The sequence below is a fragment of the Rhizobium sp. 62_C5_N11_2 genome (assembly GCF_051811185.1).
In the GTDB taxonomy this organism is placed as follows: domain Bacteria; phylum Pseudomonadota; class Alphaproteobacteria; order Rhizobiales; family Rhizobiaceae; genus Rhizobium; species Rhizobium leguminosarum.
On sequence record NZ_JBPWPW010000002.1, the window covers coordinates 1,066,845 to 1,093,477 of the forward strand.

Below are 26,633 nucleotides of genomic sequence, written 5' to 3' on the forward strand. Positions count from 1 at the left end.
ATGCCGATAGCCAAACTCAAACCCGCAAACGCGCCGCGCGAGGAAATCGTCATCGCCCGACAGATGCACCAGGCTCTGGTTCTGCATTTCCTCGAGGGACTGACACAGGCGCAGATTGCCGATCAGCTGGGCATCTCGCACGCCACCGTCAACCGCCTGATCAAGCGCGGCCGCCAGCTCGGCCTGGTCGAGATCAAGATCAAGTCGCCGGTCGAGCCGCTGGTCGACATGGAAGAACGGCTACGGGCGCTTGGCGGCATCGGCCGCGCCGTGGTGGTGCCGACCGTGTCCGACAATCCGCAGACGGCGCTCCAGGCCGTCGGCGAAGCGGCAGCAAGGTTGCTGCTGGAAGAGATCACCGACGGCGATACGATCTGCATCACCGGCGGCAAAGGGGTGAGCGCCGTCGTTGCCGGTCTGCAGCCGCCGCGTCGGTTCAATGTCGAGGTCATTCCAGCAACCGGCTGCGTGCAGGGTAAACACTATACCGACGTCAATCATGTCTCGACCTTGATGGCCGACCGGCTTGGGGGACGTTCCTACCAGATCCATGCGCCTCTCTTTGCCGATGATGCCGAGCAGCGGGCGATGCTGATCAACATGCGTTCCGTCGCTGACGTTTTCAAACGGGCGCGCGAGGCGAAGGTGGCGGTGGTCGGCATTGGCTCGATCCTGTCGGACGATTCGAGCTATTACGACCTGCATCCGTCCTCAAGCACCGACCGCGCCGCGATCGAGCGGTCCGGCGCCTCCTGCGAATTGCTGGCGCATCTGCTCGATGATCATGGCCAGGTCTGCGACTACAGCCTCAACCGTTCGCTGGTGTCGCTGACGCTGCCGGAATTCGCCTCGATCCCCACCAAGATCGGTGTGGCGAGCGGGCCGAACAAGGCAGGCCCGATCCTCAGCGTTCTCAGGGGCAATCATCTCGATACGCTGGTGACCGATGAGGCGACGGGTGCGCGGGTGCTGGCACTGGCGAATGGCGAAGGAAAATGGGCATGAGCGGGCAGCAATTGAAACGTGAGATCGGCAAATCCGGCGTTTCCGCCTCGGCGGTGGGACTGGGCACCTGGGCTATCGGCGGCTGGATGTGGGGCGGGACCGATGAGGCCGAATCCATTGCTGCGATCCAGGCATCGCTCGATGCCGGCGTGACGCTGATCGACACGGCGCCAGCCTATGGGCTCGGACGTTCCGAGGAGATCGTCGGCAAGGCACTGGCTGGGCGCCGCGACAAGGCTGTCATCGCCACCAAATGCGGCCTTGTCTGGCATACGCAGAAGGGTCGTCATTTCTTCGATCAAGACGGCAAACCGGTCCACCGTTATCTCGGCCGCGACGCGATCCTGCACGAGGTCGAGGAAAGCCTGAGGCGGCTCGGGACCGACTATATCGATCTCTACATCACCCATTGGCAGGATCCGACGACCTCGGTCGAGGAAACGATGCGGACGCTGGAAGACCTGCGCACATCGGGCAAGATCCGGGCAATCGGCGCAAGCAATGTCAGCCCCGACGACCTCAATGCCTATATCGCTGTCGGTGGTCTCGATGCGATCCAGGAGCGGTTCAGCATGATCGACCGGGAGATCGAGGCGGAGCTTCTGCCACTGACCAAGGCCAACAGCATTGCGACGCTGAGCTACTCGTCGCTGGCGCTGGGGTTGCTGTCCGGCACCATCGGTCCCGACCGTGTGTTTTCCGGCGATGACCAGCGCAAGGACAATCCGCGCTTTTCAGTCGACAACCGCCAGAAGGCGACGGCGCTGGCCAACGCCATCCGGCCGGTCGCAGAAAAACACGGCGCGAGCATCGCCCAAATCGTGATTGCCTGGACGCTGGCGCAGCCGGGCATCACCTTTGCACTTTGCGGGGCGCGCAATCCGGCACAAGCGCTCGACAATGCGCGGGCCGGGACCATCCGGCTGGATGCGGCCGATCTTGCGACCATCGATACGGCCATAGCGGCGAAACTGACTGACATGGACAGGTAGCGGATCGCCATCATGAAACGGCAAGAGATTTTGGACGGGCTCAGCCAGAGCCCGAAGGTGGACGTGTGCGTCATCGGTGGCGGCATCAACGGCATCAGCGTCTTTCGGGAACTGGCGCTGCAGGGACTGAGTGTGCTGCTCGTCGAGAAGCACGACTATTGCTCCGGGGCCAGTTCGGCGCTGTCGCGCATGGTGCATGGCGGGCTTCGCTATCTTGAGAACGGCGAATTCAAGCTGGTGCAGGAATCGCTGGTCGAGCGGGACCGGCTGTTGCGCAACGCGCCCCATTATGTCGCGCCGCTGCCGACGACGGTGCCGGTGTTCGATAACTTTTCCGGCCTCGGCAATGGCATCGTCCGCTTTCTGGGCCTCAGCCGTCGCCCGAGCCGGCGTGGCGCCGTCGCCATCAAGGCGGGCCTGAGCATCTATGATTTCCTGACGCGCAAGCGGGCACTGATGCCGCGCCACCAGTTTCGCGGCCGGCGCACGACGCTTGCCAAATGGCCGGCGCTCAATCCCGACATCAAGAGTTCCGCCACCTATTTCGACGCCTGGGTCAGCCATCCGGAGCGGCTAGGCATCGAGCTTCTGCAGGATGGTCTTTTAGCAAAGTTCGGGGCGATGGCGCTGAACTATGCCGAATTGCAGCGGACAGAGGATGGCCAATATCGTGTCGAAGACCAGATCGGCGGCGCGTCCGTTAGCGTCGAACCGGCGCTGATCATCAACGCCACCGGCGGCTGGATCGACCTTGCCAATCAGACCCTGTTTTCGCCGGAAGCGCGGCCGTCACCGCTGATGGGCGGCACCAAGGGCTCGCATCTCATCATCGACAATGCGGACCTGCGCGATGCGCTCGCGGATCACATGATCTACTACGAGAACGAGGACGGGCGGATCTGCATCCTGTTTCCTTATCTCGGCAAGGTTCTCGTCGGTTCCACCGATATCCGCGTCGATGATCCGGAAACGGTGCGCTGCGAGGCGGACGAGCGGGATTATATCCTGCAGTCGCTCGCCTTCGTGCTGCCGGGCATTCCCATCCGGCCCGAACAAATCGTTTTCCAGTTTTCCGGCGTGCGGCCGCTGCCGGCCAGCACCGACAGTTTTACCGGCCGCATCCCGCGCGATCACTTCTGCACCGTGCTGGAGCCTTCCAAGGGTGGTCCGCCGGTATTCTGCATGATCGGCGGCAAGTGGACGACATTCCGGTCCTTCGGGGAACTGGCGGCCGACATGGCTTTGGCAAGGCTCGGCAGGCGCCGCCGCGTTGCGACAACCGATCGGCCGATCGGCGGCGGGCGGGCATTTCCGGCCAACGCGTTCGCCTGGCTAACGCAGATGGCAGCCAACAAAGGCCTTTCCGGAGGGCGCATGGCTGAGCTGTTTGCCCGATACGGCACGGATGCCGAGGCAATTGCCGGCTTCACCGCGGCAGGCCCCGATGCGGCGCTGCCGCACGCCGGCTACTCGATACGCGAATTGCAGTTCCTGATCCGCGAGGAAGCGGTGGAACATCTCGACGACCTGCTTTTGCGGCGCACGACGCTTGCCGTTTCCGGCGAGCTTACGCTCGACATGATGGATGCCGCACTCGACCTGCTGGCGCAGGAAAAGCGCTGGACGCTCGCGCATCGCGCCCGTGAGCGCGACCGTTTTCTCACCCTTCTCAACCAACGCCACGGCGTCGACGAAGACATGCTTTCCGCAAGGAACGAACCAAGGAGCACAGAATGCGACACAACAGCAAAGTCCGGATGAACCGGCTGTTCGGCGGCGGCCGCTGCCTCGATGTGGCGATCGATCACGGCGTCTGCAACGAACCATCCTTCCTCAACGGGCTGGAGGACATTCAGGCCGTCGTCAAGGCGCTGGTTTCTGCAGGGCCGGACGCGATCCAGATGAATTACGGCCAGGCCGACCTGCTGCAGCATGTGCCCGGCAAGGACAAGCCGGCGCTAGTCATGCGCATCGACATGGGCAATCCCTATAACCGGGTCCGCCACCGCGACATGTGGGCGGTGCTGCAGAACGAGGCCGAACCATTGATCGGCGCGATCGAGATGGATGCAGCCTGCGTCGTCGTCAACCTGTTCATGCTGCCGGACGAGCCGGACCTGTTCCGCCAGTGCGTTGAGAATATTTCCCGCGTCCGGGCCGATTGCGACAAGTATGGCATGCCGCTGATGATCGAGCCGTTGGTGATGCAGCCGGTGACGGAAAAGGGCGGCTACATGGTCGACGGCGATGCCGACAAGATCGTTACGTTGACGCGGCTCGCCCGCGAGATAGGTGCGGATATCGTCAAGGCGGACCCAACCACCAATGCCGAGGATTTCCACAGAGTGGTGGAAGCAGCCCGTTGCCCGGTTCTCGTGCGCGGCGGCGGCAAGGAGGATCTTGGTGCCGTCTTCGACAAATCCGCGGCCTTGATGCGGCAGGGTGCAATGGGCATGGTCTATGGCCGCAACATCTATCAGCACGCCAATCCGAGTGCCGTGGTGCGCGGGCTGATGGCGATCGTGCACGAGGACGCGAGCAGCGAACAGGCCTTTGCGCTCTATCAGCAGGGCTGAGCAGCGATTTCGAATCTCGGGAGGGTTCTGCATGGGAGAGTATCTTTTGGGGCTCGACGCCGGAAACACCGTTATCAAGGCGGTGATTTTCGACCGGCACGGCAACGAGATCGCGGCTGCGTCCGAAGAAGGACACAGCCGCATGCCGAGCCCGGGGCATGTCGAGCGAGGGTTGGACGAACTCTGGACAAATGCACGGCAGGTCATCCGCGCCTGCATCGAAAAGGCAGAGATCCAGCCGGAGGAAATCGCCGCGATCGGTTGCGCCGGGCATGGCAACGGTCTTTATGCGCTTGATCGCGACGGCGCTCCGCTCATCGGCATCCAGTCGCTCGACACGCGGGCGGCCGGGTTGGTCGATGAATGGCGAGATGCCGGCGTTGGTGACCGGACCTATCCGATTGCCCGCCAGCGTCCGTGGCCATCCCAGACGCCGACATTGCTTGCCTGGCTGAAGCGTCACCGGCCGGATTTGTTTAACCGCATCGGTACGGTGTTCTTCTCCAAGGATTTTGTCGTCAACCGCCTGACCGGCCTGCGTGTCAGCGAAGTGTCCGACATGTCGGGGGCCGGTCTGCTGGATCTTGCCGCGCGCCGCTACGACAAGGCGCTGATGGAGGCCTATGGACTGGACGATTGCATGGACCTCTTGCCGCCGCTCATCGAAAGCGCCGACATTGCCGGGACGGTGACGGAAGAGGTGGCGGGGCAAACCGGGCTCGCCGCTGGTACACCTGTGGTCGGCGGACTGTTCGACGTCGTCGCCTCGGCGCTCGGCTCCGGCGTTGCGCGCACCGGCAGCGCCTCGATCATTGCCGGCACCTGGAGCATCAACCAGGTCATCATCGACAGCCCCGGCCTCGACGAGCCAGTCTTCATGTCCTCGACCTTCGATCGCAGCCGCTACATGGCGATGGAGAACAGCGCCACCTCGGCTGCCAATCTCGAATGGCTGGTGCGGGAGTTCTTCGAAGGCGAGCATGCTGAAGGCGTTTCGCCCTTTGATGCCTGCTGCGCGCTGGCCGGGGCGATCGAGCCCACGACAGACGATCCGATCTACCATCCATATCTCTATGGCGCCCAGCAGGACGGCCACGCGCGCGCCGGCTTCTACGGTCTTGCCGGTTGGCACACCAAGGGACATCTCGTTCGCGCGCTTCTCGAAGGTGTCGCCTTCGGTCATCGCCAGCACATCGAGACGATCCGAAAGGCGGGCGCGGTCTTCAACGAAGCCGTGCTGTCCGGCGGCGGCTCGCGCAGCCTGATCTGGCCGCAGATCTTCGCCGATGTGCTCGGCGTTCCGGTCAGCGTTGCCCGCTCGCGTGAAACCGGTGCGCTGGGAGCGGCTATTGCGGCCGGAACCGGCGTCGGCATTTTCGCGGACTTCGGCGCTGGTGCTGCGGCCATGGTTCGGGCAGAGCGGTATTATCGTCCGGATGTCTCGCTCGAGGCACACTATGCGCGGCGTTACGCTCTCTATCAGGATATCGCCGAAGCGATGGCACCGCTCTGGCGGCGTCTGACAGCGGTTCCGCCGGCGGCAGCGGGGGCGGCGGCATGAACATGCGTATGAATTATGCGGCCATTGATGCGGGAAGCTACGATTTCATCATCGTCGGCGCAGGATCGGCGGGATGCGTTCTGGCCAACCGGCTGTCGGCCGATCCGAAAACCCGCGTCCTGTTGCTCGAAGCCGGCGGCAGCGACCGGTATCATTGGGTGCATGTGCCGATCGGCTATCTCTACTGCATGGGCAATCCACGCACCGATTGGATGATGAAGACGGCGGCGGAGGCCGGACTGAACGGCCGGTCATTGCCCTATCCGCGCGGAAAACTGCTGGGCGGCTGCTCGTCGATCAACGGCATGATCTACATGCGCGGCCAGGCGGCCGATTACGACGGTTGGCGGCAGGCGGGCAATTCCGGCTGGGGCTGGGACGACGTGCTGCCCTATTTCCTGAAATCCGAGGACAACTATCGCGGCAAGTCGCCTATGCACGGGGCAGGCGGCGAATGGCGGGTGGAAAAGCAGCGGCTTTCCTGGCCGATCCTCGATGCCTTTCGTGATGCCGCAGAAGAACTCGGTATCCCGAAGACCGACGATTTCAACGATGGCGACAATGAGGGCTCAGGCTATTTCGAGGTCAACCAGCGCGGCGGCCTGCGCTGGAATACGACCAAGGCCTTTTTGCGCCGGGCAATGAAGCGGCCCAATCTATATGTGCTGACCAGCGCCGAAACCGAGCGGCTGGAATTCGACGGCAGAATGGTGACCGGCGTGCGATTCCGGCTGAACGGGCAGAATCATCTGGCTCGCGCCGGTCGCGAGGTCATTCTGTCTGCCGGTGCGATCAATTCACCGAAAATCCTGGAGCTTTCCGGGGTCGGTCGCCCGGATGTGCTGTCGGCTGCCGGACTCGACGTCGTCCATGAACTTCCGGGTGTCGGCGAAAACCTGCAGGACCATCTGCAAATCCGTACGGTCTTCCGCATCGAGGGCGCAAAGACGCTGAACCAGCTCTATCACAACCTGTTCACCCGGGCGGGCATGGGGCTTGAATATATGCTGCGCCGGTCAGGGCCACTGTCGATGGCGCCGAGCCAGCTCGGTATCTTTGCCAAGAGCGACCCCGCTGTTGCGACCGCCGATCTCGAATATCACGTACAGCCCTTGAGCACCGACCGGCTCGGCGAGCCGCTGCACAAATATCCCGCCGTCACCGTCTCCGTCTGCAATCTGCGGCCGGAAAGCCGGGGGACCGTGCATGTTGGCGGCCCGGACCTTTCCGTGGCGCCGGAAATCCGCCCGAATTATCTTTCGACCGTCGGCGACCGGTTGCTTGCGACGAAATCGGTTCGGCACGCCCGCCGGCTCATGGAGGCCGGCGCCATTCGCAAGTACCGGCCGCAGGAAATGCTGCCGGGCCTGGAATACCAGAGTGACGAGGAACTGATCCGTCGCGTCGGCGATATCGCCACAACGATCTTCCATCCGGTCGGCACCTGCAAGATGGGCAACGACGTGATGGCGGTTGTCGATCCGCAATTGCGGGTGCATGGGCTGGCGAAACTGCGGGTGGTCGATGCATCGATCATGCCGACGATCGTGTCGGGAAACACCAACTCGCCGGTGATAATGATTGCCGAGAAGGCCGCGGAGAGCGTCCTATCAGGGGCGTAATTAGCCCCTCGCATTCTCTAAAGTGAATGCGTGGAATTGCGGCTCGTGACGATGAGCCCAACCCGCTCAATGCAGGTTGGGCCATCGATTTTCGATCAGAGAGTCGAGACGTTCTCAGCCTTCGATTTTCCGGTCTTGCGATCCTGGCCAACTTCGAAGCTGACCTTGTCGCCTTCGCGGAGCGACCCGCCGCTTTGCAGCGCAGACACGTGAACAAAAACGTCCTGCCCGCCACCCTCAGGGGTGATGAAGCCGAAGCCCTTGTCGTCATTGAAGAATTTAACGGTACCTGTCGGCATGAGATAAATATTTCCTTGTATCGTTCGACGATTTGCGAAGGCGAAACTATAGCTTCGACGCTTCTCTATCAACCCTTTAGCACACTCGTGGCTTTTTGAACGCAAAAAGACGTCAGCTCCGACGAAGCTCAATGCGGCTCGTAACAACCGATCGACCGGTAGCAGGGTCGGTATCGATGGTTGTGAGGCGCATGCCCGATGCTCCGGTTTTTTCGATCGTCATCTGCGCACGCCGATCGCCGTTGACTTCTTTCGCCCATCTGATCGCGAGACTTATGGCATTACCAGCGCGCTTTCCGCCAAGACCCGCGGTGCCGGTGCCCGCGCCCACGTAGGAGCCAGTGTAGGTGTCACCAGTGGCCTTGAGGTTCGCGCTGATGACGCGGGAAAAAACGACAAGGCTGGTACAACGCCCATTGAGTGCGAGGGAGCTTGCATTCGCATCCGATTTGAAACGGCAAGTGACTTTAATGGTGGGTGCATTTGTCCGCACTTTCACGGTCCCGTTACCGCTCCAACTTCCCGCCAGTGTTTTCAAGAAGGCGGATTCGTCGGCGTGGGCGGCGCCTGCCGTTGCCATTGCGGCCGTCGCAACGGCGATGGAGCATGCAAGGACTTTGATCATGTGAATCACTTTCGATCGCGCTACATCAGGACCGCCACGCTCGGTTGTTGAGGAGGAAGGCGGTCATATAACCGCCGCACGTGGTTTTCGTTCCATACGGGAAGCATCGATTGGGCTCGCAGCCACCACCATCTCCCGAGCAGGAACCTTCGCCGGGGCCTTCGCGGGCTCGTCCGCACGGCAGCCTGAAATCAAAAACACCCATCAGTCGCCTCGGCCTCAACCGAGACAACCTCTTGAGGATCCACACCTAGAGCCTTTCCGGGTTAGATTGAAGCATTCTGTTGGCTCAAACGGAGTCGGATGGTCGACCGGCCGGCGCGCGTCGTAGCCCAGCTCTACGGCCAAGCCGGCCGGTCGATCAGCCGGCCCGTTTCAGCCAACCCGAAGGGCCGGGCATCTTTCCGCCAGGGCAAAGGCGATCGGCTCGGACGTACCAAGAGGTATGCCCGTCGCCAATCGCCTTTGCCCTGACGAAAACCTGCTCCGGCAGAATGCTTCAATCTAACCCGGAAAGGCTCTAGATGTGGAGCCTCAACAGGTTGTCCTTGATCAGGCCGAGTCTACTGACGGGCGGTTTGGATTGTAGGCTGCCGTGCGGGCGATGCCAATTGTAACGGTGGAGCCAGAGCGGCAGGTCGGCGGCGCGCTGCTGCGAGGTTTCGTAGGCCTTGGCATATGCCCATTCGCGCAGTGCGGTCTGGACGAGGCGTTCGGCCTTACCATTTGTCTTCGGCGTATAGGGTTTGGTGCGGATGTGTTTGATGCTGAGCCGCCGCAGCGCCTTGGCGTATCGATGGGAGCGGAAGCTTGTGCCGTTGTCGGTCATGACGCGCTGGACCTTGACGCCATGGGCTTTGAAGAAGCGCAAAGCATTGAAGAGAAAGCGCAGACAGGAGCGTCGCGTCTCGTCGGGTAATATTTCCAAATAGGCCAGGCGTGAGTGGTCGTCGATGGCCAGATGGACGTATTCCCAACCGATGCCGCGGCTGTTGCTCTGCCCCGTGCGATCGCCGGTGATGCGGTGGCCGGTTCGGTTGAATTTGCCGAGTTTCTTGATGTCGATATGGATGAGTTCGCCGGGCTGGTCGCGTTCGTAGCGCCGCACCGGCTCAGCCGGGGCCAAGGCCTTGAGCTTGTTCAGGCCAAGGCGCTTGAGAATGCGGCTGACTGTGGCTGGCGAGACACCCGTCTCCTTGGCGATGTGTTGGCCGGTCATGCGCAGGCGGCGTAACGTCTCGATCCGGGCGGCGGTGGCCTGCGAGGTCGGATGATACAGGCGGTGCGGTCGGGAACTGCGATCATTGAGACCGGCCTCGCCCTCCCGTCGATAGCGTCTTACCCACTTATAGACAGTCTTCACGCAGACGCCGAAAGCCGCAGCGACGGCCATCGGTCGCTGTCCTTCCATCAGCACGCGGTGCGCAATTACCGCTCGACTGAGCGGCGTGAGGCGGGCATTCATATGGATGTCCATTCGGTCCCCCGAGAATCACTGAAGCTTCGACAACCTCAGCTTTCCCGGTCCGGATCGAATGGACAACCTATTGGAAGCTCACATCTAGAGCGCCCAGTCCTCCCCATTTTTGACTTCGGCAGCTTTATCCTCGCGGCAAATCGTTTCCAGCGCCAATGAGGCACGGCTGGAGTGCCTTTGCTTATGCCGCAGGATTGCAAATTGCCGGGACGGCAGATGAAAGCGCACCTTCACCAGAAGACCTTGCGTCAAGAGCGGCGCCGCCACGGCACCTGAGACGACCGTCGCGCAGAGGCCTTCTCTTGCTGCCGATATGACCGCCTCGTTCGACGGCAGTTCAAGCGCGACAGCCAGATTTCCGGGGGCTATGCCGAGATTGGAAATCGCCGCCTCGAAAGCCGACCGGGTTCCGGACCCTCTTTCCCGCATGACCCATTTCGTGCCTGAAACCAGGTCCGTCGGTGCAATTGCCTTGCCACGCGCCCAGGGATGACGCGGACCTACGACGACAAGCAGTTCGTCCTCGGCAAGCGGCTGAATATTCAGCGCCGGCTCGTCAACGCTGCCTTCGACGAAGCCGACTTCGGCCAATCCATCGAGAACCGCTTTTGCCGCCGTGGTCGTGTTGCCAATCATCAGCTTCAGGTCAATGCCCGGGTAGCGGATCTTGAAACGCATCAGCATCGCCGGCAGCCAGTAGCTTGCGATCGTCTGGCTTGCAAAAACGACCAGTTCACCCTTTTGCAAGCCGCCGAGATCGGACAAGACAAGCGCCGCGGCCTTGGCGCGCGCCAGCGTCGCTCTTGCCTCCCCTAGAAACACCCGTCCTTCATATGTCAGCTCTATGCGGCGTCCGACGCGGTGGAAAAGCTCGACGCCATAGGAGGCCTCGAGATTGCGGATCGCCGAACTGACGGCCGATGGCGTCAGCCCGATCGCGGAGGCAGCATTGGTCAGATGCTCGCGTTCCGCAACCGCGACGAAAATGGAAAGCTGTTCAAATGTCATGATCAATCGTTCGATTTTACCGAATGAATCATAATAAACTATTCAATGGAAGTCGATAATTGAGTGTGGGACAGTGCAGTCCTTGCGCAAGGTCTTGCCGATGCTCGTTTCCGCCTCCCGTTCCCCGTCGTTTCCTGCTGTCCTGCCGGGACTCGTTCTTTGTGCGGCGGTCACGCTCGCTGCGCATCTTGTTGAGCGGCTGCAGTTGATGATTTTCGGCTCGCATTGGATCGAGAGCCTCGTGCTTGCCATTCTGATCGGCATTGCCGTGCGCTCCTCGGTCTGTCTGCCGCAGACTTTCATTCCCGGCATCCAGTTCGCCGCCAAGACGCTTCTCGAAATTGCCGTCGTGTTGCTTGGCGCCTCGCTCAGCACGGCTGCCATTCGGCAGGCTGGGCTCCCGCTTGTCGGCGGAATTGCCGTTCTGGTTGCTCTGTCTTTGGCCGGCAGCTTTCTGATCGGACGGCTCTTCGGACTGTCGGCCAGCCTGGCGACCTTGGTTGCTTGCGGCAACTCGATCTGCGGCAATTCTGCGATTGCCGCCGCAGCGCCCGTGATCGGCGCCAAACCGGATGATATCGCGGCCTCGATAGCCTTTACCGCGCTGCTCGGCATCGGGGCAGTGCTGACGCTGCCGCTTCTTCATCTGCTCTTGGGTCTGAGCGCCGTACAATATGGCGTTTTCGCAGGCCTGACAGCCTATGCCGTCCCGCAGGTATTGGCGGCCACGGCCTCTGCCGGAGCCGTCAGCGCCCAGGTGGGCACGCTCGTCAAACTGATCCGCGTGATGATGCTCGGACCGGTCATCCTTCTGCTCGGTGCAGTTCATGGCCGCCGTGCTGGCGGCTCTGCAGTCAATCTCCGCCATGTTCTCCCCTGGTTCATCCTCGGTTTTGCAGCCATGGCGACACTTCGTTCTCTCGACGCGATCCCGGCGCCGCTGCTGCCCGGGGTGTCGGCTGTCTCCGCCGCCTTCACCGTCACCGCCATGGCCGCTTTGGGTCTCTCCGTCGATGTCAGATCCGTCGCCCATACCGGCGGTCGTGTCCTCGCGGCGGCGGCGCTGTCGCTATTGGCGCTGGCGGCTCTTGGGCTTTGCCTGATCGGACTGCTGAATATCGTCTGATCGAAGGTGGTGTGCCTAAAATACTGGCAAAGATTCCAGTTGCCTTACAAACGATCGGCGGCTAGCCTGTATATACAGGCCGGGGAAGCAAAGATCGTCATGCGGGTCATCTCTTCACAGCAAGCTGCGGATCTCCTCGAAGATGGGATGACTGTCGCTGCTTCGGGTTTTGGAGGATGCTGTCATCCCGAAGCCATCACGGCGGCCGTCGAGGAGCGTTTCCTCGCCTCTGGAAAACCCCGCAACCTGACACTTCTGTTTGCTGCCAGCACGGGCGATCGTCAGACGCGCGGCATGGGGCACTTTGGCTATGAAGGCCTCGTCGCCTGCGTGATCGCCGGGGGATGGCGCGGAACGCCGCGCCTTGGCAGGCTGGCGATCGAGGAGAAGATCGAAGCGCATTGCTGGCCGCAGGGCGTCATCGCGCAGCTCTATCGGGCGATTGCCGCCGGTCAGCCTGGAGTGGTCACCCATATCGGGCTCGGCTCCTTCATGGATCCGCTTCATGGCGGCGGCCGCATGAATGCGACGGCGCCGCGTGCGCTTGTCGAGCGTGTGTCGTTGCGCGGCAAGGAATGGCTGCTTTATCCGTCGATGCCGCTCGACTGCGTGCTGTTGCGCGGAACGACGGCCGACGAAGACGGCAACATCACCCTCGAGGACGAGGCGTTCCCGCTCGACGTGCTCGCCATGGCGCAGGCGGGCCGAAACTCCGGTGGCATCGTCATCGTCCAGGTCAAGCGGATTGCCGAACGCGGCTCCCTGCCGCCGGGCGATGTTCGCATCCCGGCGGTGCTGGTCGATTATGTCGTCGTCTGCGATGATCCGGCCCAGCACGGCGTCAGTTTCGCCGAGACGGACAATATCGCCTATACCGGGCGCGTCCGGATGGCGATGAGCCGCCTGCAGCCGGCGCCACTGTCGGTCGATAAAATTATTCAGCGACGTGCCTTCCGGGAGCTGGCGCCGCTCAATCGCCCAACCATCAACCTCGGCATCGGCATTGCCGCCGGGATCGGCCGCATCGCCAGCGAAGAGGGATTCGACGATTATACGATGACGATCGAATCCGGCGTCATCGGCGGCGTGCCGGCCGAGGAGCTGTCCTTTGGCGCCGCCGTCAATCCGACCGCCATCATCCCACAGGCATCGCAGTTTGATTTTTACGACGGCGGCGGCCTCGATATCGCCTTCCTCGGCATGGCCGAGGTGGATCGGCACGGTGCGGTCAATGTCAGCCGCTTCAACAATTCCATCGTCGGGGTCGGCGGCTTCACCAATATTTCGCAGACGGCCAAGCACGTTGTCTATCTCGGCGCGTTTTCGGCCGGTGGCGCTGAAATTGCCGTTGCCGACGGCACGCTCGACATCATCCAGGACGGCCGCTTCTGCAAGATCGTCGATGATGTCGACCAGATCAGTTCGAGCCCCGCCTTTGCGCCGGAAGGGCAATCACAGCTCGTCGTCACCGAACGGGCTGTCTTTCGGGTAATTGACGGATGCCTGACGCTGACGGAGTTTGCCCCCGGCATCGATCTTGCCGCCCATGTTCTCGATCGCCTGCCGAAGAGCGTCGCGGTGTCAGATCGGCTGAAGCAGATGGATGCGCGTCTGTTTTCGCCCCACGCCATGAAGGACTTTGCCCCATGAAAATCGATGGAGCCGCCATCATCGTCACAGGCTCGGCAACGGGCGTCGGGGCTGCATGCGTCAAACAATTCGCCGCGGGCGGTGCCAGGGTGGTCGTCAACTACAGCCGCAGCAAGAAAGAGGCCGATGAGACTGGCGATATCTGCCGCAGCCTGGGCGCGGAGGTGGAGATCGTCCAGGCCGACGTTGCCGATGACGCGGCTTGCCGCCGAATGGTCGCGATTGCCGTCGATCGATGGGGGCGGCTCGACGCCTTGGTGAACAATGCCGCAATGACGGTCAAATCCGATCCTTTCGATCTGGAGACATTGTCGGCCGAAGATTTTCAGAACGTTTTCGGTGTCAATGTCATCGGCGCCTATCAGATGTGCCGGGCGGCAGTGCCTGCGATGCGTGACAGCGGCGGCGGTGCGATCGTCAATGTCTCATCCAATGTTGCCTTTACTGGCGGCGGCAGCTCGCTTGCCTATACGGCCTCCAAGGGCGCGCTGAATGCGCTGACCTTGGCCCTGGCGCGCACCTGCGGTCCCGATATCCGCGTTAATGCCGTTTGTCCTGGCATCATCGATACGCGCTGGATGCGCGACACGCTCGGGCCGGACGCCTATGGAGCCACTGCCAAGCGATTTTCGGACGCCGCGCCGCTCGGCCGTGTCGCGACACCGGAAGACGTTGCCGGCGCCATTGTCTGGCTTGTTCAGGGTGCCGACTTCGTCACCGGTGAATTGCTGTCCGTTGACGGCGGCATCCGCCTGTCCGGAGGCGTTCGCAAACCCGCGACATCTGGGGGCGCCGCATCGTGACGCTGCCGGCCCAATCCATCCTCGACTTCCCGGTGCCGCAAGCAACACATGTGGTCACCGCAAGAGATGCCATCCTTTACGCCCTGTCGGTTGGCTACGGCACCAACGCGCTCGACGAAAAGGCATTGAACTACGTCTATGAACGCGATCTCGTGACCGCGCCGACCCTTGCCAATATCGTAGCGCATCCAGGCCCATGGATGCGACAGACAGGCGTCGACTGGGCGCGTCTCGTGCATTCCGAACATCGCCTGACGATCCACCGGCCGGTCCCGCTTGATGTGCCGCTGACCTCTCGCTCACGCGTCCTCTCGGTAGTCGATCGCGGTGTTGAAAAAGGAATGTTCGTCAGCTTCGAGCGCCTGATCGCAACCGCGGACGGTGACGAGCCCATCGCGACGATCGTCCAGACGAACGCGTGCCGCGGCGACGGTGGATGCGGTTCGGGGGGATTTGCGCCTGAACCCTTGCCCAAAGTCCCGGACGGAGAGCCGGACTTCGAATTCAATGTCGACATCCCTGGTAACGCCGCTCTCATCTATCGCCTGAACGGCGATCTTAATCCGCTGCATGTCGATCCGCAGGCAGCCGGCAAAAGCGGCTTTGACCGGCCGATCCTGCATGGGCTGTGCAGCTTCGGCCATGCGGGCTACGCCATCGTCGCTGCCATCGATCCAGGCATGGCGACTGGCTTGAGCGCAATCGCGGCGCGTTTCAGCGCACCGATCTTTCCCGGAGAAACGATCACCCTGCAGATATGGCGCAACGGCGCCGAGATTCACTTCAGGGGGCTCGTTGCTTCGCGGAGCGCTATCATCCTCGACAATGGCGTGGCGAGGCTGTCATGACGAAAGCAGTCAAACCGGCCGCCGGCGAAGCGCGCCATTATATCAGGATCAAGGAGCAGATCCTGGCCGACATCGCCGAGGGCAAGCTGCAGCCGGGAGACCGGGTATCCTCCGAAAGCGAACTGGTGGCGGCATTCGGCGTCAGCCGCATGACGGCGAACCGGGCCCTGCGGGAGCTGATGTTCGAGGGCGTTCTCAAGCGATCCGCCGGGATCGGAACGTTCGTGTCGCCAAAGCACCTCGACGTCGATCTGCTTCAAATCCGCAACATAGCCGACGAAATACTGGAACGGGGTCACACGCATAAGGCGGTGGTCGTCAAGGCCGGGCTGATGAAGGCGGATGCTAACGTTGCCGACGCGCTCCAACTGATCCTCGGCGCTGAGGTGATGCATTCGCTGATCGTGCACATGGAAAACGACCAGCCCATTCAGGTCGAGGAGCGCTATGTCAATCCGCTGGTGGCGCCCGATTATCTGTCTGCCGACTTCTACAGCATGACGCCGCACGAATATCTGACGCAGGTCGCACCGATAACGGCGTTCGAACATATCGTCCAGGCCGTCAAACCGGATAGGGCCATACGCAAATATCTCGGCCTGAAGAATGATCACCCTTGCCTGCGCGTCTTTCGACGGACCTGGTCGGGCGAGGCCGTCGTGACCTGCGCGCTTTTATACTATCCCGGCGCGCAATATCGGCTGGAAGCACGGTCCAGCAAGGGTCCCTCTAAGCCCGTCGCCATTCTCGGAGAGAAACAGTGAGCGCCACCCATTCTCCATCGATCATCTTCAGCGCGGCTCCGCCGACGATCGAGGACATCGCAGCGGTTGCCCGTCGTCATGCGCGGATTGAGATATCCGCCGAGGTCGAAGCCCGGATTGTCGCGGCGCGTGCCGTCGTCGATCGCTATACGGCAAACGATCTGCCGGTCTATGGCCTGACGACGGGACTGGGAGCCGGTGTCGACACGCGACTTGCAACGGAAGACCTCGTGGCGTTCCAGATGCGTGTGCCGCAAGCCCGCGCCGTCGGCGTCGGACAACCGCTCGCACAGGAATCCGTGCGGGCGATGATGGCCGTCAGGGCTGCCGGCATGGCGGCTGGCGGTTCCGGCGTTTCGCTGAAAGTATTCCACGGTCTGATCGCCGCCATCAATGCAAGTGTCCATCCCGTCGTCCCATCATTGGGCTCGATTGGTGCGGCGGATTTGGCTCCGCTTGCCCATATGAGCCGCGGCCTTCTCGGCTTCGGCGAGATCGAGCTTGGCGGCGAAGTGCTGCCGGCCGCCATCGCTCTTGAAAGGGCCGGCCTGAAGCCCCTCGAATTGGCGCCGAAGGACGGGCATGCGCTTGTTGTGGCCAACAGCCTCTCCATCGGCCTCGCCTGTCTGGCGCTTGAGGAGATCGAGCGGCTCTTCGATTGGTCCCTGAAGGCGATTGCCGTTAATTTCGAAGCGTTCCGGGCCAATGTCAGCGTCTTCGACGATCGCGCTCTGGCTGCAAGACCCGCCTTCGGGCAACGCCGTGTCGCCGCTCAACTGATGGAGCTGCTTTCGGGCAGCTCCTTGCTTGCCGCCGATGCAGCAAGACGTCTCCAGGATCCTTTGAGCTACCGTTGCACGCCGCAGGTCTGGGGTGCGTTGAGGCATGCGATCGACGAGGCAAGGCAGGCGACCGAGATTGAGCTCGTCAGTTCCGGCGACAATCCTGTCGTGATCGTATCCGAGGGCGTCATTCTTTCACACGGCAATTTTGACATGACCGCGTTTGTGCTCGCCTGGGAAAGGCTGGGGCAGGCCATGGCGCATTGCGCGGCAGGCACCGCCTATCGGATCATGAAGATCATGTCGCCTGCCATGTCCGACCTCCCGCGCTTCCTGACCGCGATGGGCCAGAGCCGCACCGGCTTTGCGACCGTGCAAAAGACCGTCTCGGCCATGGAGGCCGAAATCCGCCATCTGGCCATGCCGGTTTCGCTTTCGCCCATTCCTGTTGCCGATGGCGTCGAAGACCAGGCGTCGATGGCTCCGAGCGTTTTGGCAAAGACGCAGGCGATCGTCGAGCGCCTGCGCTATCTCACTGCCATCGAACTGATCGCCTCGGTACAGGCCGTCGAGCTGCGAGGGGTCTCAGGCGAATTGGGCAAGGGATCGGCGGAAGCCTATGCTTTCGTCCGCACCCAAGTCCCGGCGCTCGAAGAGGATCGCGCACAAGGGCCGGATTTTGCGACGATTGCCGCATTGATCGGGCTCGGCCCGCAATAAGCCCGGTTCGCCACTGCCCCGGCAAGAAGGGCAGGGCACTGACCGGTCATGCCGGCGGTCATTCTGGGGAATGCCGTCGGTTCGTTCATTGAAAAGTCAACAAGAGGGAATGGTTATGAAAAATTGGACAAAAGGCATCTTTGCAGCCGGCATCATGGCAGCCGCCATGTTCCAGCCTGCATCCGCAGAGACCATCAAGGTCGGCAGCAAGAATTTCACCGAGCAGTTTATCCTCGCCGAAATGTACGCCGCCGTTTTGGAAAATGCCGGCATCACCGTCGAGCGCAAGATCAATCTCGGCGGCACGCTGATTGCTCACCAGGCATTGGTGGCCGGCGAGATCGATCTCTATCCGGAATATACTGGCACAGCGCTCGCTTCTGTCGTCAAGGGTGAGATGTCGACCGATGCCGACAAGGTCTACACTGAGGTCAAGGATTTCTACGCCAAGCAGTTCAACCTCACATGGCTGAAGCCGAGCGGCATCAACAACGGCTACGTCATCGTTGTCCGGCAGGAAACGGCGCAGGCCAGCAATCTGAAGAGCCTGTCGGATCTCGCCAAGGTTTCCAAGACCCTGGTCTTCGGCGGCGGTGCTGAATTTCCCGACCGCGCCGATGGCCTGCCCGGCCTGAAGCGCGTCTACGATGCCGAGTTCAAGGAGTTCAAGCAGTTTGCCAAGCTTGGTCTTCGTTATGATGCACTGGACCAAAAGGACATCGACGTCGCCAACGGTGCAGCGACCGACTGGCAGATCGGCTCGAAGAACCTCGTGCCGCTGGCAGACGACAAGGGTCTGTTTCCGCCCTACTACGTGGCCCCCGTTATCCGCCAGGACGTGCTGAAGGCCAATCCGAAAGTTGCCGAACTGCTGGAAGCGGTCGGCACCCATCTCGACAACGAGAAAATGCGGGTCCTCAATGCCAAGGTCGAGACCGACCACGAGGAAGCCAAGGACGTGGCGGTCGATTTCCTCAAGGAAAACGGCCTGCTGCCGAAATGATTGTCATGCCCCGCGGCCGGATATCGATCCGGCCGCGACCTGGCGTGGCGATCCTTTCACGGTGTCTGTTCGAAAGTCCGTCCGCTCAGCAGCCGGACAGGAATGTGGAGAAGCGGGAAATGCAGGAAATCTGGATCGATTATCTCAATGCCCTTGATGCCAAGGCGCTGGCGTTGACGAATGACGAGGTTCTCGATGCAGTGTCGAAGGCGCTGGATGCGCAGGGCAGGGGCGAAACCGTCATCGAGCCGCGCGTCCATCTTGTGCCAGAGAGCTCCGACAAAGGCCATTTCAACGTGCTTCGCGGCTATGTCAAAGCGCTGAACTATGCCGGCGTCAAAGTTGTCGGTGACTTCGTCGACAACTATAAGGTCGATCTGCCCTCGGAGCTTGCGGTCCTCAACCTGTTCGACCCGAACACCGGCGTGCCGAAGGCCATCATCGACGCAACTGCTATCACCGACATGCGCACCGGGGCCGTCACCGCTCTTGGCGCAAAATATCTCGCCCGCAAGGACAGCAAGATTCTCGGTCATATCGGTGCGCGCGGAACCTCTTACTGGAATGTCCGGCTTCTCGACCATCTCTTCGACTTCGAGGAAATCCGCGTGCATTCGCGCCGGCCGGAAAGTCGCGATGCCTTCGCAAAGCGTCTTGAGGCGGATCTCGGCAAGAAGATCGTTGTCACCGACAATTGGCAGGATTGCCTCAAGGGCGCCGACATCATGGTCGAGGCCAGCCGCCTGCCGGAACCAGCGCCGCTGTTCAAGACCGAATGGGTGAAGAAGGGGGCCTTCGTCGTGCCCTATGGCACGATGAGCGCGCTTGAATTCGATCTCACCGATATCATGGACAAGGTCGTCGTCGACGATTGGGGACAATGCGGCCCCGGCAAACCTTTCGGGGCGCTTCGCCGTCACGTCGACGAGGGCAAGGTGACGGCCGAGAACTTGCATGCCGAAATCGGCCAGATCGTCTGCGGCATGAAGCCCGGCCGCGAAAGTGATGAGGAGACGATCCTGTTTTGGCATCGCGGCCTCAGCACGACCGACGTGGCGCTCGGCGCCGCCATGGTCGACAAGGCAAAAGAGATGAACATCGGCCAGCGGCTTCGGTTCGCATAGTCGCCATGGTGATGTCCAAGCCGATCGCCTGTTCGAGAATGTATAATCTCAGCCCGCGCATTCGCGGCCTGTGGGACGCGCTGTTTGCGCTGGTCAGCTCGCAGTCCAGCATAGAACTCGAGATCATCGCTCATGCAGCACCAGCCCCCCTGTCGGAATTATGGGCGAGGCCGGACATGGGCGCGGTCTTCATGTGCGGCTATCCGTTTTCGCGCATGCGCGAGGCTGCGCGACCGACGATGCTTGCCGCACCCGTCTCGAGCGAGGCATGGTCTTTGGACCAGCCGCTCTATGCCAGCCACATTCTCGTCGCCTCCACCGGGCCAGTCAACGCGGTGGCCGATCTCGCTGCGGCACGCTGGGGCTGGACCGTGCGCGATTCTCAATCGGGCTACCACGCGGCGCGCTCCTTCCTTGCCGGCCAGTTTGCCGGGAAAATGAAGCAGAGCATGACGGTCGGACCGCTGCTCAACCCTTCAGGCATCGTCGCCGCCCTCAAGGATGGCAGGATCGATGCGGGCGCGATCGACGCTTACGCCTTCCAATTGTTGTCGATGCACGAACCCGACGCGATCGATGGTCTTCGTATTCTGGCGACGACCGAGCCGCTTCCCGCGCCGCTATTGGTTGCCGCGCAGACATTGCCTGTGGACATCACCACAGCGTTAAAGCAAAGCCTCGTGGCATTGCATGAAACGCCTGAGGGAGCGGCGGTTTTGGAACGGCTCGGCCTCAGGCGATTTTCGGCGGTCACTCCGTCCGCCTACGATATTCTGCCGCAGAGAGCCGACGACGCCGATCGCAGATTGGGGATCCCATGGTAGACAGGCGAATGAGCGCCCGGACGCGGAGGTCTCGGCGATGAAATGGGTCCCTAAACATCTCGACCGGCTATTCGAAGCGCTGTTGGAGCACCTGTATCTCGTTTTTTCATCGGTCGGCATTGCCCTGGTGATCTCGCTGATCGTCGGGATATGGGCGGCAAGGCGACCGCGAAGTTTTGCGGCCATCGTCATCTTCACCGGTATCCTGTTCGCCGTGCCCAGCCTGGCGCTGTTTGCGCTTCTCATTCCCATCATGGGTATCGGGGCGGCGCCCGCTATAACAGGTCTTGCCGCCTATTCGCTGATGATCCTGATCCGCAATATCGGCATGGGATTTCAGGCTATTCCGCGTGACATACTCGAAGCTGCCGACGGCATGGGCTACGGCACGGCGCGGCGGATCTGGGAAGTCGAGCTGCCGCTGGCGATGCCCTATATTGTCGGCGGCATCCGCATTGCCGTGGTAACAGTGATCGGCATCGCGACCGTTGCCGCCTATATCAATGCCGGCGGGCTCGGCGTCATCATTTTCGAAGGCATCGACCAGCGGTTTCCTGAAAAGATCATCGCAGGCGGGCTGCTGACGTCATTTCTGGCGCTCTTTGCCGACTACTGTTTTGCGTCGTTCGAAAAGCTGCTGCGCCGCCGCAGTGGAGGTAAAGCGGCATGATCGTGATCGATGCATTCAGCTGGATCTTCGACAACTCCGGCACCTTCTTCAACGCTTTCAATCGCCATCTTCTGATGTGCGTCCTGTCGCTCGGCATCGCTTTTGTCATTGCCGTGCCGCTCGGATTTGCCGTCGCACGGGCACCCCGCGCCGCCTTTGCAGTGGTCAATATCGCCGGCGCCTTGCGCTCCATACCGAGCCTTGCGATCCTGTCGGCGACGATGCCTTTCCTCGGCATCGGATTGTTGCCGTCGGTGATCGCCCTCATCGTCCTTGCCGTGCCGCCGCTGCTGTTGAACACGATCATCGGCATTCGCGAGATCGACGCCTCGGTGATCGATGCGGCCGATGGAATGGGGATGAGCGCCGGGCAGATGCTGTGGGAGATCGAACTTCCTCTGGCCGTTCCCGCGATTCTGTCAGGCGTCAGGACGAGTGCCGTCCAGGTGATCGGCGGGGCGGCACTCGCCTCCTTTATCGGCGGCGGCGGACTTGGCGATTTCATCAATGCCGGCATTGCGATCATGAACATGCCGCGCCTTCTCGTCGGAGCGGTCCCGATAGCCCTGCTCGCAATCTTTGCGGAATTGGCGTTCGGCGCCCTGGAGCGCGTCTTCACTCAACGGCGCTAAGCGGCCGAAAGCGGATATCAGGATGATTCATCTCGATCATGTTACGAAGAATTACGACGGAAGCGGCCAGCATGCGGTCGACAATCTCGATCTCCTGATCGAGACCGGTACGACGGTTGCCCTGATCGGTCCTTCGGGCTGCGGCAAGACCACGACCATGCGCATGATCAATCAGTTGGAGACCCCCACGACGGGACGTGTGCTGGTCGACGGCAGGGATATCGCCCGGGTCGATCAGAAGGAGCTGCGCCGCAGCATCGGTTATGTCATCCAGCAGGTTGGTCTGTTTCCGCATATGTCGATCGCACGCAATGTTGCGACCGTCCCGCGGCTTCTCGGCTGGGAAAAGGCGCGCAGCGATCGCCGGGTCGACGAACTCCTGGATCTCGTCGGTCTTGATCCGGCCATCATGCGGCAGCGTCTTCCGCACGAATTGTCGGGCGGGCAGCGTCAGCGCGTCGGTTTCGCCCGCGCTCTCGCCGCCGATCCGGCGATCATGCTGATGGACGAACCGTTCGGCGCGATTGATCCGATCACCCGCGTCCGGCTTCAGGACGAATTCCGCGATATTCTCAGGAAGGTGAAGAAGACCGTCGTCATCGTCACGCATGACCTCGATGAGGCAATCAAGATGGGCGATCGTATCGCGATCATGCGGGATGGCCGCCTCCTTCAATATGATAGCCCGCAGGAGATCCTTGCGCGTCCCGTCAATGAATTCGTCGAGAGTTTCCTCGGCCCTGACCGAGCCATAAAAAGGCTGAGCTTGATTGCCGTATCGACGATCATGACCACGCCGGAACCGTCCAACGGCGATGCCGAGATCGCCGCTGACGCCACGGTTCACGACGCCTTGGCGCTCATCCTCTCCGGTGAGATGCCGGGCCTGCATGTCCGAGCCGCCGATGGCACGCTTGCGGGATATCTGTCGCGGGACACTTTGTTGCGCGCCAATCGGCTGTAGGGCAATTCCGGTAAAAGTGCGCAGCGGTTTTGCTCGACGCGGAACAAGACCACCGGCCCTTGCCGAAGAGATCACCATGCCAATGCTACCCACGCGTGCTGAAAGGGATTGCCGATCGCCTGTCTCAGGCTGTAGATGAGTTTCGCACAATGGGATTGTGCAAGCGGCCGGAATGACGTCAACTCCGCTCGTTCGTTATCGGTCACTGTCTGAAGCTTTCCCAGCGCACTGCGCTGCCACATGAGGGGACCTACGCCATTGTCTTCGCTTGTTCTTCCTAGTCGCCCGCTCTCGTTGGCGCGCAACGTCATCTCCACCCCGAATGCTTACTTCTGGTCAACGCCCATCATCCTGGCACTGGCTGTCTTTCTATTCGTCTCGGAAGCACCAGGCGTAATCCGCGATTTCCAGATCAGCCAGAACCCTTTGACGCTGGAAAATGGCGACGTGCAAAACGGGCGATGCACGACACGCAAGGCAGTCTTTACCGATTGCGAGGCACGCCTTGTCTACAGCTACGGCGGACGAGACTACGACACCGAAGTCGAGGTCATGTTCGTCGATTTCCATACTGGCGACTACGAAACCGGTCTTGTGATATCAGCCGATCATCCGGAACTTGCGACGATGAGCTTGGGTCTGGACATGCTCTGGAACCGGATCATCACGCTCACCGTGTTCGCGCTACTGTTTGGCGGCATGGGCCTGGGGATGATTTTTCTCGCTATCCGCATCTGGTGGGTCAAGGGCCAATTGCTTCGGCCTGCCATGCTGACCCCCGTTCCGGTCGAGGTCACCGCATTCGACCGCAGACGCGGCGTCCTTTCCATCACCTACAATGACAAGATTGCCAACGACAAAACGGGGCGATCGGCTTACACGCGCATGAAGAATGGAGAAGAGCCTCTGATCGTCGGGGAAGCCAATGGCAAAGCGATCGGACTGGCTGTCAGGCACGGCAATACTGCCCTGCCAGTGCTTCTGGACGATCGTCTGCAGCGCGTGAAGCTTACCGATGATGAGCGCAACGCGGCTCTTGCACCTTTCGCGCATCAGCAAGAAAGCGATCGGAGTGTGCCGGTTTTGATCGAAGACCCCAAGCAGGCGGGGGTATCGATCTGGAGGCGATTGCAGGTTTTCTTCGGTATGTTGCTTCTGATCCTCGTCGGTGTGGTCGGCTTCTGGCTTTGGTACGTCACGACCTCCACGACACCATTCCAATCGCCTGGCATGGACATCAACAATCTTATGCCGGCGCCGTTAAACGAGTGGGGATGCGGGCAGCTCAAGAAGCGGTTTGGTCAGGATCGCGCGCCTCTTGGTTGCGTCGCCGACGATTACACGAGCTGGAAATAGCAAGACGGTCCGCGCTGTTTGACCGAGCCTTCACGATCGGCGGTAGACCAGGGCGGGCCGTTTTGCGGTGAAAGCTTTCGGCGTTTCTGCGTCCAAATCAGTCCTGAACACATGTGAGGCCGTCAAAGCGACCGCTCGCTCAACGGCCGCTCGCTCAACGGCCGGTCGCTCTGGCGTCGTCTCCACGAAGCGCTTCACGGCTCTAATTCATTCAGTCCTGGTCTGCGACGACGCAGGCAGGCAGCCGAAGCCGTACCGGTCGCCGAAAACGCAAGCGTCTCGGACCAATTTCGCAGTCAAAGATTAGATGACACCTTTGCTGAAAATGAAGCACCCATAGGGCCCTGGGTCGGAGGTTCTGACGATCGCGAAGGATTTTTTCGCTGCTTCGTAAAATGCGAAACGCTCCAATGCCTCCATCCGAACAGGGCGATCTTCAGCGCGATCGATGACTTTTTGTATCGTCGCGAAAATCGGCATTTGCCCGCTGGCGTCGCCAACAACTTGCATCCTTTTCACCGGCGCATCGATGAACGTGTCCAGTGGGAAGAGCGTCAGAATAGCTTCAGCGACACGCTCCAAGCCGCAGCCGGAAACGTCGATGAGATGGCCGTAGGTTGTATGCCGGGCTATGGTCTGGGCAGGGTGGTTGACGTCGCACAAGACCAGTTGGTCCCCGTGCCCCATCAGCATCAAAGCATGCATCAGCTCGGCGTTTAAGACTGGATCGATTCCCCTCAGCATGTTGTGCCTCCCTGTCCAAAGGTCTAATCTTTACAGATTATGCAAATTCCGTAATGTTTGGAAATGGGTTCAGCCTCAAATGCTTCGTTTATATTTTTGGACAAAAGCACCGCACATATCCGATGATGCTTATGGTTAGTCAAGTCGTCGCGAGAACGAAAACGAGAAATATCTGAGAATTCTGCAATGGATTACTTTACAACGGTAATTCCATGTGTGAAGTTATCGGTGCGAATGACGTCCTCCCAGGATAGGGGCGGCGGGTGCAGCTGAGCGCTCTACCTGCCGCCGCTTTGCAGGAAGGTCGATCAAACGTCGCGAGGAGTGCGCGACGCCGTTGGAGGAGGATCATATTTGGCATCGATGAATATCGTCAATGTCGGTAAGGCCTATGGAAGCCTGACGGTGATCCATGGCGTTTCCGTCGAAATCCCCGACGGCGAGTTCGTCGTTCTGGTGGGGCCGTCGGGTTGCGGAAAATCGACGCTGCTGCGCATGGTCGCCGGCCTCGAACCGATAACCTTCGGTGACATCCGGATCGACGGCAAGGTGGTCAACGACCTGCCGCCGAAGGACCGCGATATCGCCATGGTATTTCAGAGCTATGCGCTCTATCCGCACAAGACGGTGGCGCAGAATATGGGCTTCGCGCTGAAGATGCGCGGTGAGACGAAGGCCGATATCGAGGGGCGGGTGCGCAAGGCGGCCGAGATCCTTGATCTGGTGCCGTATCTTGCCCGCTATCCCCGCCAGCTTTCTGGAGGCCAGCGTCAGCGCGTGGCGATGGGAAGGGCGATCGTGCGCGATCCCAAGGTATTCCTGTTTGACGAGCCACTCTCTAACCTTGATGCCAAGCTGCGCGTGCAGATGCGCGCCGAGATCAAGGAGTTGCAGCGCCGGCTGGCAACGACGATGATCTACGTGACGCATGATCAGGTGGAGGCCATGACCATGGCCGACCGAATCGTGGTGCTGCGCGACGGACGTGTCGAGCAAATCGGTTCGCCGCTGACGCTTTACGATACGCCTGCCAACACCTTCGTCGCCGGTTTCATCGGTTCGCCGTCGATGAACCTGATCAAGGGCCACATCCGCTCTGCCGCCGAGCCGTTCTTCGAGACGGATGAGGGTATTCGGCTGCCGCTCCACCGCGCGCCTGCGGGCTCGGACGGGCGGCCAGCCTTTTACGGCATTCGGCCCGAGCACTTCACGCTTGGCGGCTCGGTCAGCGCACATGTGACGGTCGTTGAATCGACCGGATCGGAAACGCAGGTCTTTGCAAAGCTTGGGCAACAGAAGATCATCGGCGTCTTTCGCGACCGCGTCGAGGAGCCCTCGGACCATGTGATCGCGATGACGCCGAACGCCGCCCTCGTCCATCTGTTTGACGGAGAGAGCGGACTGAGGCTTATCTGAGAGTTCTTGCTGCCGCTTCGAGGAGGAAGCGCCGGCAGCCAC

25 protein-coding genes are annotated in these 26,633 nt (G+C 61.1%); 20 read left to right on the plus strand and 5 right to left on the minus strand.

Translation table 11 applies throughout. The features are described 5' to 3' along the window. From AB8B31_RS28640 to AB8B31_RS28665, 6 genes are read left to right on the plus strand one after another with little or no spacing between them, the layout of a single operon-like run. Positions 1-1,005 carry a sugar-binding transcriptional regulator gene (locus tag AB8B31_RS28640; protein WP_011649510.1) on the plus strand — a complete coding sequence of 335 codons (1,005 nt, stop codon included), beginning with the start codon at positions 1-3 and terminating at the stop codon, positions 1,003-1,005. Next, the gene (locus AB8B31_RS28645; RefSeq protein ID WP_018245850.1) at positions 1,002-1,997 is read left to right on the plus strand and encodes an aldo/keto reductase; all 996 of its coding nucleotides are present in this window, start codon (positions 1,002-1,004) and stop codon (positions 1,995-1,997) included. Before AB8B31_RS28640 ends, AB8B31_RS28645 begins: the two co-directional genes overlap by 4 nt. Positions 1,998-2,009: 12 nt before the next feature. Next, the gene (locus AB8B31_RS28650; protein WP_018245849.1) at positions 2,010-3,758 is read left to right on the plus strand and encodes a glycerol-3-phosphate dehydrogenase/oxidase; all 1,749 of its coding nucleotides are present in this window, start codon (positions 2,010-2,012) and stop codon (positions 3,756-3,758) included. Beyond that, the gene (locus tag AB8B31_RS28655) at positions 3,731-4,573 is read left to right on the plus strand and encodes a class I fructose-bisphosphate aldolase (RefSeq protein WP_032981299.1); all 843 of its coding nucleotides are present in this window, start codon (positions 3,731-3,733) and stop codon (positions 4,571-4,573) included. The genes AB8B31_RS28650 and AB8B31_RS28655 overlap by 28 nt, the downstream gene beginning before the upstream one ends. A 31-nt stretch (positions 4,574-4,604) precedes the next feature. Next, complete coding sequence (locus tag AB8B31_RS28660; RefSeq protein ID WP_439007584.1) at positions 4,605-6,134, plus strand: FGGY-family carbohydrate kinase; 1,530 nt, start codon at positions 4,605-4,607, stop codon at positions 6,132-6,134. Then, entirely contained in the window at positions 6,131-7,756 is a 1,626-nt protein-coding gene (locus tag AB8B31_RS28665) for a GMC family oxidoreductase (RefSeq protein WP_026188711.1), read from the plus strand. The genes AB8B31_RS28660 and AB8B31_RS28665 overlap by 4 nt, the downstream gene beginning before the upstream one ends. Positions 7,757-7,851: 95 nt before the next feature. On the opposite strand, the gene AB8B31_RS28670 is transcribed toward AB8B31_RS28665, so the two are convergent. From AB8B31_RS28670 to AB8B31_RS28685, 4 genes are all read right to left on the minus strand, one after another. Beyond that, positions 7,852-8,055 (minus strand): cold-shock protein, encoded by a 204-nt coding sequence (locus AB8B31_RS28670; RefSeq protein ID WP_003550088.1) that lies wholly within the window; start codon positions 8,053-8,055, stop codon positions 7,852-7,854. A 112-nt stretch (positions 8,056-8,167) separates the two neighbouring features. Beyond that, on the minus strand, positions 8,168-8,680 hold the full coding sequence (locus AB8B31_RS28675; RefSeq protein WP_018245845.1) for a hypothetical protein: 513 nt from the start codon (positions 8,678-8,680) through the stop codon (positions 8,168-8,170). Positions 8,681-9,200: 520 nt separating this feature from the next. Continuing rightward, positions 9,201-10,157 carry an IS481 family transposase gene (locus tag AB8B31_RS28680; RefSeq protein WP_116680396.1) on the minus strand — a complete coding sequence of 319 codons (957 nt, stop codon included), beginning with the start codon at positions 10,155-10,157 and terminating at the stop codon, positions 9,201-9,203. Between the two features lie 84 nt (positions 10,158-10,241). After that, on the minus strand, positions 10,242-11,165 hold the full coding sequence (locus AB8B31_RS28685; protein ID WP_020572889.1) for a LysR family transcriptional regulator: 924 nt from the start codon (positions 11,163-11,165) through the stop codon (positions 10,242-10,244). Positions 11,166-11,265: 100 nt separating this feature from the next. On the opposite strand from AB8B31_RS28685, the gene AB8B31_RS28690 reads away from it, so the two are divergent. The 13 genes from AB8B31_RS28690 (at position 11,266) to AB8B31_RS28750 (ending at position 24,431) form a co-directional block, all read left to right on the plus strand. Beyond that, positions 11,266-12,291 carry a YeiH family protein gene (locus AB8B31_RS28690; RefSeq protein WP_050566319.1) on the plus strand — a complete coding sequence of 342 codons (1,026 nt, stop codon included), beginning with the start codon at positions 11,266-11,268 and terminating at the stop codon, positions 12,289-12,291. Positions 12,292-12,390: 99 nt separating this feature from the next. Beyond that, positions 12,391-13,941: an acyl CoA:acetate/3-ketoacid CoA transferase gene (locus AB8B31_RS28695; RefSeq protein WP_018245842.1), complete on the plus strand. Its 1,551-nt coding sequence runs from the start codon at positions 12,391-12,393 to the stop codon at positions 13,939-13,941. After that, positions 13,938-14,744 carry an SDR family NAD(P)-dependent oxidoreductase gene (locus AB8B31_RS28700; protein WP_018245841.1) on the plus strand — a complete coding sequence of 269 codons (807 nt, stop codon included), beginning with the start codon at positions 13,938-13,940 and terminating at the stop codon, positions 14,742-14,744. The genes AB8B31_RS28695 and AB8B31_RS28700 overlap by 4 nt, the downstream gene beginning before the upstream one ends. Continuing rightward, on the plus strand, positions 14,741-15,592 hold the full coding sequence (locus AB8B31_RS28705; RefSeq protein ID WP_439007585.1) for a MaoC/PaaZ C-terminal domain-containing protein: 852 nt from the start codon (positions 14,741-14,743) through the stop codon (positions 15,590-15,592). The genes AB8B31_RS28700 and AB8B31_RS28705 overlap by 4 nt, the downstream gene beginning before the upstream one ends. Continuing rightward, entirely contained in the window at positions 15,589-16,356 is a 768-nt protein-coding gene (gene hutC / locus AB8B31_RS28710; protein WP_018245839.1) for a histidine utilization repressor, read from the plus strand. Before AB8B31_RS28705 ends, hutC begins: the two co-directional genes overlap by 4 nt. After that, positions 16,353-17,858 carry an HAL/PAL/TAL family ammonia-lyase gene (locus AB8B31_RS28715; protein ID WP_018245838.1) on the plus strand — a complete coding sequence of 502 codons (1,506 nt, stop codon included), beginning with the start codon at positions 16,353-16,355 and terminating at the stop codon, positions 17,856-17,858. The genes hutC and AB8B31_RS28715 overlap by 4 nt, the downstream gene beginning before the upstream one ends. 70 nt (positions 17,859-17,928) lie before the next feature. Then, positions 17,929-18,861, plus strand: a complete 933-nt coding sequence (locus AB8B31_RS28720) for a glycine betaine ABC transporter substrate-binding protein (RefSeq protein ID WP_018245837.1) — start codon at positions 17,929-17,931, stop codon at positions 18,859-18,861. Between the two features lie 119 nt (positions 18,862-18,980). Further along, on the plus strand, positions 18,981-19,985 hold the full coding sequence (locus AB8B31_RS28725; protein ID WP_026188710.1) for an ornithine cyclodeaminase family protein: 1,005 nt from the start codon (positions 18,981-18,983) through the stop codon (positions 19,983-19,985). Between the two features lie 5 nt (positions 19,986-19,990). Beyond that, positions 19,991-20,809 (plus strand): phosphate/phosphite/phosphonate ABC transporter substrate-binding protein, encoded by an 819-nt coding sequence (locus AB8B31_RS28730; protein ID WP_131702035.1) that lies wholly within the window; start codon positions 19,991-19,993, stop codon positions 20,807-20,809. Between the two features lie 37 nt (positions 20,810-20,846). Then, positions 20,847-21,479: an ABC transporter permease gene (locus tag AB8B31_RS28735; RefSeq protein ID WP_018245834.1), complete on the plus strand. Its 633-nt coding sequence runs from the start codon at positions 20,847-20,849 to the stop codon at positions 21,477-21,479. Then, the gene (locus AB8B31_RS28740) at positions 21,476-22,111 is read left to right on the plus strand and encodes an ABC transporter permease (RefSeq protein ID WP_018245833.1); all 636 of its coding nucleotides are present in this window, start codon (positions 21,476-21,478) and stop codon (positions 22,109-22,111) included. The genes AB8B31_RS28735 and AB8B31_RS28740 overlap by 4 nt, the downstream gene beginning before the upstream one ends. Before the next feature lie 22 nt (positions 22,112-22,133). Then, positions 22,134-23,075 (plus strand): ABC transporter ATP-binding protein, encoded by a 942-nt coding sequence (locus AB8B31_RS28745; RefSeq protein ID WP_018245832.1) that lies wholly within the window; start codon positions 22,134-22,136, stop codon positions 23,073-23,075. Positions 23,076-23,315: 240 nt separating this feature from the next. Continuing rightward, positions 23,316-24,431 (plus strand): hypothetical protein, encoded by a 1,116-nt coding sequence (locus tag AB8B31_RS28750; protein ID WP_018245830.1) that lies wholly within the window; start codon positions 23,316-23,318, stop codon positions 24,429-24,431. A 303-nt stretch (positions 24,432-24,734) separates the two neighbouring features. Here AB8B31_RS28750 and AB8B31_RS28755 read toward each other — a convergent pair whose 3' ends face one another. Next, entirely contained in the window at positions 24,735-25,175 is a 441-nt protein-coding gene (locus tag AB8B31_RS28755; RefSeq protein WP_018245829.1) for an RbsD/FucU family protein, read from the minus strand. Between the two features lie 354 nt (positions 25,176-25,529). On the opposite strand from AB8B31_RS28755, the gene AB8B31_RS28760 reads away from it, so the two are divergent. After that, on the plus strand, positions 25,530-26,591 hold the full coding sequence (locus AB8B31_RS28760) for an ABC transporter ATP-binding protein (RefSeq protein ID WP_018245828.1): 1,062 nt from the start codon (positions 25,530-25,532) through the stop codon (positions 26,589-26,591). Positions 26,592-26,633: the final 42 nt, after the last annotated feature.

Coding starts and splice junctions, on each gene's coding strand:
- AB8B31_RS28655 (WP_032981299.1), top strand. CDS start 3,731: ATGCGACACAACAGCAAAGTCCGGATGAACCGGCTGTTCGGCGGCGGC.
- AB8B31_RS28700 (WP_018245841.1), top strand. CDS start 13,938: ATGAAAATCGATGGAGCCGCCATCATCGTCACAGGCTCGGCAACGGGC.
- AB8B31_RS28665 (WP_026188711.1), top strand. CDS start 6,131: ATGAACATGCGTATGAATTATGCGGCCATTGATGCGGGAAGCTACGAT.
- AB8B31_RS28740 (WP_018245833.1), top strand. CDS start 21,476: ATGATCGTGATCGATGCATTCAGCTGGATCTTCGACAACTCCGGCACC.
- AB8B31_RS28720 (WP_018245837.1), top strand. CDS start 17,929: ATGCCGTCGGTTCGTTCATTGAAAAGTCAACAAGAGGGAATGGTTATG.
- AB8B31_RS28745 (WP_018245832.1), top strand. CDS start 22,134: ATGATTCATCTCGATCATGTTACGAAGAATTACGACGGAAGCGGCCAG.
- hutC (WP_018245839.1), top strand. CDS start 15,589: ATGACGAAAGCAGTCAAACCGGCCGCCGGCGAAGCGCGCCATTATATC.
- AB8B31_RS28695 (WP_018245842.1), top strand. CDS start 12,391: ATGCGGGTCATCTCTTCACAGCAAGCTGCGGATCTCCTCGAAGATGGG.
- AB8B31_RS28650 (WP_018245849.1), top strand. CDS start 2,010: ATGAAACGGCAAGAGATTTTGGACGGGCTCAGCCAGAGCCCGAAGGTG.
- AB8B31_RS28645 (WP_018245850.1), top strand. CDS start 1,002: ATGAGCGGGCAGCAATTGAAACGTGAGATCGGCAAATCCGGCGTTTCC.
- AB8B31_RS28690 (WP_050566319.1), top strand. CDS start 11,266: ATGCTCGTTTCCGCCTCCCGTTCCCCGTCGTTTCCTGCTGTCCTGCCG.
- AB8B31_RS28755 (WP_018245829.1), bottom strand. CDS start 25,175: ATGCTGAGGGGAATCGATCCAGTCTTAAACGCCGAGCTGATGCATGCT.
- AB8B31_RS28730 (WP_131702035.1), top strand. CDS start 19,991: ATGGTGATGTCCAAGCCGATCGCCTGTTCGAGAATGTATAATCTCAGC.
- AB8B31_RS28640 (WP_011649510.1), top strand. CDS start 1: ATGCCGATAGCCAAACTCAAACCCGCAAACGCGCCGCGCGAGGAAATC.
- AB8B31_RS28675 (WP_018245845.1), bottom strand. CDS start 8,680: ATGATCAAAGTCCTTGCATGCTCCATCGCCGTTGCGACGGCCGCAATG.
- AB8B31_RS28735 (WP_018245834.1), top strand. CDS start 20,847: ATGAAATGGGTCCCTAAACATCTCGACCGGCTATTCGAAGCGCTGTTG.
- AB8B31_RS28670 (WP_003550088.1), bottom strand. CDS start 8,055: ATGCCGACAGGTACCGTTAAATTCTTCAATGACGACAAGGGCTTCGGC.
- AB8B31_RS28660 (WP_439007584.1), top strand. CDS start 4,605: ATGGGAGAGTATCTTTTGGGGCTCGACGCCGGAAACACCGTTATCAAG.
- AB8B31_RS28680 (WP_116680396.1), bottom strand. CDS start 10,157: ATGGACATCCATATGAATGCCCGCCTCACGCCGCTCAGTCGAGCGGTA.
- AB8B31_RS28750 (WP_018245830.1), top strand. CDS start 23,316: ATGAGGGGACCTACGCCATTGTCTTCGCTTGTTCTTCCTAGTCGCCCG.
- AB8B31_RS28725 (WP_026188710.1), top strand. CDS start 18,981: ATGCAGGAAATCTGGATCGATTATCTCAATGCCCTTGATGCCAAGGCG.
- AB8B31_RS28685 (WP_020572889.1), bottom strand. CDS start 11,165: ATGACATTTGAACAGCTTTCCATTTTCGTCGCGGTTGCGGAACGCGAG.